Genomic DNA, 4425 nt, shown 5'->3' with positions numbered 1-4425 from the left:
CTCTGGCATAATGAAGTTCGCTGGCTATGTCCACGCCTATGACAATACTCGCTTCGGATAGTTGATTTAGTTTCTCGTTTTGTGTAAAATTCACTTGGATGACCTCCGTTATTTTTTGATTGGATTCTGTTGGCCAACAGTTCGTCCTCTCAAAGCTTAACGTGAGGTCGTCTTTTTTTCAAAGCTCATTTTTTGTTACTTACAGGAATGCTCCTCTTTGAGGCAATCCATAAATCTCCGAAAGTCCTGCCATAAAGGGGTGGGATAAGTTAAGAAAATCTCAAACGTTTTTCTCTTTTTAATAAGAATTCAGCAGCAAGCGGGGTGCCGGGAATACCCGGGACACCGCTTTCATTTGCTTTAATTTAAGTTATGGATGGTTTTTTCAAAGTAATGTATAATGAAAAATAGCAAACGCACGTTCGATGGTTAAGCTTAATTCCGTAGGCTTGCCCCGGTTAAACAAACCTATTATTGAATTAGATGAAGAAAGTGGTGACGAGCAGGATGAGCGACATCTTGGCGGGACTTAATGAACAGCAGCGACAGGCAGTAACTGCCACAGAAGGCTTCATTCGCGTGATTGCGGGTGCGGGGTCGGGTAAGACCCGCGCGCTGTCCCAGCGGTTTGCCTATCTGGTCAATGAGATTGGCATTATGCCCTCCAACATCCTCTGCGTCACATTTACCAATAAATCCGCCCGGGAGATGAAGCAGCGCATTCGCCGTCTTTGCGGCGACAACGATACCGGCTATATCAGTACTTTCCACAGCTTCTGTGTGACTGTTTTGCAGGAAGACATCAACGCTGTCCACTATCCGAAAAGCTTTCTCGTTCTTGACAATTCCGATATCAACGACATGCTGAAGATCATTTATGAAGAACGGGGCCTCACGCTGCGGCATATGACCTTCGCTAAAGCGAGAGACATGATCGAAATCCGCAAGTTGTTTAAAGATCCGGAGTACTACAAATTTATGATCTCTCTTTCCCTGGAAGATCTGCATCTCAAGTATCTGCATGCCGCAGAAGCAGAGGATATCATCTTCTGGGGATACCTGTATCAGGAAAAGAAATGTTTCGGCCTCGACTATAACGACCTGATTAAATATGTACTCCACATCTTCAGCGCAGACGCAGGGATCCGCCTGAAGTGGCAGCAGCGGCTGGAATACATCATGATCGACGAGTATCAGGATATTGACGAGCTGCAGTACCGGCTGATGAAAGTGCTGTGTGCTTATCACAAGAACCTTTTTATCGTCGGCGACCCGGATCAGACAATCTACACCTGGCGCGGCGCCAAGCTCAAATATTTACTGGACTTTGATCAGGAATTCCCCCAGGTCCGCACCATCATGATGATGGAGAATTATCGCTCAACACCGCAGATTCTCGCCGCAGCAAATTCTTTAATTGCAAACAACAAAAAACGCATCAACAAGGCCTTGCTTCCTACACTGCCGGACGGGGTTCCGGTTGTTTACCATCACGCCAGGACAGCGGAGGAGGAAGCCCGCTGGATCGCCTTTCAAATCCGGGAGCTGATTGCTCAGGACGTAACGCTGAGTGACGTGACCATCCTCTATCGTGCCCATTTCATCTCCCGTACCCTGGAGGAGGTCTTTCTGAAAGAAAAACTCCCCTACACGCTCTACAGCGGCGTACAGTTTTTTGGCCGGATGGAAATCAAGGACGCTCTCTCCTATCTCCGGCTCATTGTCTATAAGGACGATCTGTCCTTCCTGCGGGTAGCTAACGTGCCGAAACGCAATATCGGCCTGCGGCGTATGAAGTTTTTAAAAGACTATGCCGCCCAAAATCAATGCTCCCTGTACAGCGCACTCGAAAGAACCATCGACCAGGAAATTTTCAAGGGCACGAAGGCCAAGGGGTTTCTCGATTTAATCGAGGGTTTTTCCGCAGGTTATCAGACTATGCCGATTTCCGACTTGTTCAATTCCCTCCTTGACCAAAGCGGCTATGAGGCAATGCTCCGGACGGAAGGAAGTCAGGAGCGGCTGGACAATTTGTCAGAGCTCAAGCAATCGGTTTATGAATACGAGACCATAAGCGGAGAGGAAAACACCTTAGAAAACTATCTGTCTCATATAAGTCTGCTGACCAATACCGACACAGCTGCCAGCAAAAACACGGTTAAACTGATGACGGTACACACGGCAAAGGGTCTGGAGTTTCCTTATGTATTTCTTTGCGGTCTTGAGGAAGGCGTATTCCCCTCCAAAAAGACCGCAACACTTGAAGCCATGGAAGAAGAACGGCGGCTGGCCTTTGTCGCCTTCACTCGTGCGGAAAAAGCTTTGTACCTGACGGATGCGGAAGGACGGAACTTGGACGGCTCCTACCGCTATCCCTCCCGTTTCATTTTCAATGTAGACAAAGAGCTGCTTGTTTACACAACAGAACTTAATGAAAGTCTGGTCAAGGAATCAAATTGGCACATCGGCAGCAGCGAGCAACTAATCGCAGCAAAGTCTTCCGAGTTTCCTTTCCGACCCGGAGACCGTATCGTACACAGCATCATGGGGGCGGGCGAGGTCATGGGAATCAACCGTGAAAAAGCTGCCTACTTAATTAAATTTGACGGCCTTGAAACGGTGAGGAGCATAAGCCTGAGAGCCAAAATCGAAGCAGAAAACGGCAGAAAATAACAAAAGAGCAACACTTTTTCACCATCGGCTGGTTACTCTCTCCCTTGTTTTGCTATGGCCTTTTGATCAGAATTACTATTACTTTTTATTATTGCCACGATATCAGATAAGCTAATTACGAAAAGTTGTCTTGCGCATCTCCTTTTGAACTCAGACGTAAAATTATACTGAAAGTTATCACTCCAAAGGAAAATTAGCTTTATTTTCATCACTATGTATATGCCTTATGGCTAAGAATTGGTTTGGAATTTATATGAGGCAAAAGCATCCATAACAAAAAACTATTTGACAAATACATAATTTAAATGTGACATAAGCCCAGGTATTGTGTTATTCTATACCTAAAGAACATATCAATACATTAAGGGGGGATTTCAAATGCTATCAGGAATTTTGGGCATTATTGTAATGATCGCTATCTATGGAGTTGTTTTTATAGATTATCGGCAACAGCCTGCCTTGAAAACTGAAAAGGTAACCTATCTGTTAAATAGAAAAAGAGTATTTAAGCTAAATAACCATACTGCCTAAGAGGTGAAACTATGAATATGGCTAAATCAAGCTAATGTGTTTACATAAACAGCATTAGCTTTTTATTTTGGGGAATTCCGGCCTTATTTTACGTTCAGCGTCCTAAGTACACCTTTGCTTCATCGCTGATCCGGGAGCTCTCGCCCGCTTTTCGGATCGCTTTGTTCTGCTCCATTTCTCCGAACGCTGTTCTGCGCAATGAGTCACACCAACTTTAAGTTATAAGAGCAGATCGTGCAATTCCGCAATGGGAATAATCGGTTCTGGGTTTGCGGAATGTCCGCCGATAATTTTCTCCATCCAAATCATGTCATACCAACTGCCAAACTTATATCCGCATTGGGTAAAATGGGCGACTTTCTTATATCCTAAACGCTCATGAAAATAGATACTGTCATTAGTAAGATATGCATTCTCCATCGATGTATAGGCAATGCAGGCATTCAGGTTAAGGATATTTTGCCTTTTTAATATTGCCTCCAAAGCTGAATACAACGTTGTTCCTAAACCTTTCCCCCGGCAATCCTGACTTACATAGACAGTCGTTTCAACAGCCCAATCATACGCAACCCGCTCTTTAAATGGTGAAACATAGGCATAGCCAATAATACGATTGCTATCCAGCGCAACGATATAGGGATATTTTCTCAAAGTATTATTAATTCTTTCTGCAAATTCTTCAGGAGAAGGAACATCATATTCAAACGAGATTGCTGTGTTCTTTACATAGGGAGCATATATTGCCAAAATTTCTTTGGCATCTGCCTTAGTTGCCATACGTATTGTAACGCTTGTATTCATTATCTTACCTTCTTTTATTTAATGTCATAAAATATAAGCTTTTTACACGCACATTATACTACTAATTCTAAATCCGCGCAGCCTGCCGCCTCAGCAAACTTCTTCACAATGATGATATTTCCTGGGCATGGAGAACAGAGATTCGAGCTTACACTCTGATTTTTTTGCAAGAGTTAATTTGACTGCAGCGAAGCTCAAGCCTTTTTTATTTCCGAAATATGTTGTCAAACTCAGACCCGTCCTATAAAGGTTGTCCCAAAATCGACAACGTTGTCGATTTTGGGACAACCTCAACGGCTCCTCTGCATAAAGGAAGGTTGAGTTGTAACCTTAGACGAGCTTGAGCATAGGATAAACTGACTGGCTGAGTTAATGAGGCCGGTCAATACGGCAGATTAGAATTCAACCTCTTCGAGTAAT

Annotated in this window: 3 protein-coding genes; 2 read left to right on the top strand and 1 reads right to left on the bottom strand. The window is 44.1% G+C overall.

Features of this window, described 5'->3' with window-relative positions; translation table 11 throughout:
- The first annotated feature begins 507 nt into the window (after positions 1-507).
- Together REC12_RS14230 and REC12_RS14225 are read left to right on the top strand one after the other, a co-directional pair.
- Positions 508-2673, top strand: coding sequence for an ATP-dependent helicase (locus tag REC12_RS14230; protein ID WP_308895555.1), 2166 nt, complete (start codon positions 508-510; stop codon positions 2671-2673).
- A gap of 378 nt (positions 2674-3051) precedes the next feature.
- Positions 3052-3204: a hypothetical protein gene (locus REC12_RS14225; protein WP_308895553.1), complete on the top strand. Its 153-nt coding sequence runs from the start codon at positions 3052-3054 to the stop codon at positions 3202-3204.
- Positions 3205-3423: 219 nt separating this feature from the next.
- On the opposite strand, the gene REC12_RS14220 is transcribed toward REC12_RS14225, so the two are convergent.
- Complete coding sequence (locus REC12_RS14220; RefSeq protein ID WP_308895551.1) at positions 3424-4005, bottom strand: GNAT family N-acetyltransferase; 582 nt, start codon at positions 4003-4005, stop codon at positions 3424-3426.
- Between the last annotated feature and the right edge of the window lie 420 nt (positions 4006-4425).

It is taken from the genome of Candidatus Desulfosporosinus nitrosoreducens (genome assembly GCF_030954495.1).
Taxonomy (GTDB): domain Bacteria; phylum Bacillota; class Desulfitobacteriia; order Desulfitobacteriales; family Desulfitobacteriaceae; genus Desulfosporosinus; species Desulfosporosinus nitrosoreducens.
Note: the sequence above shows the minus strand (reverse complement) of the source record. Positions and strands in the feature narration are given on the sequence as shown.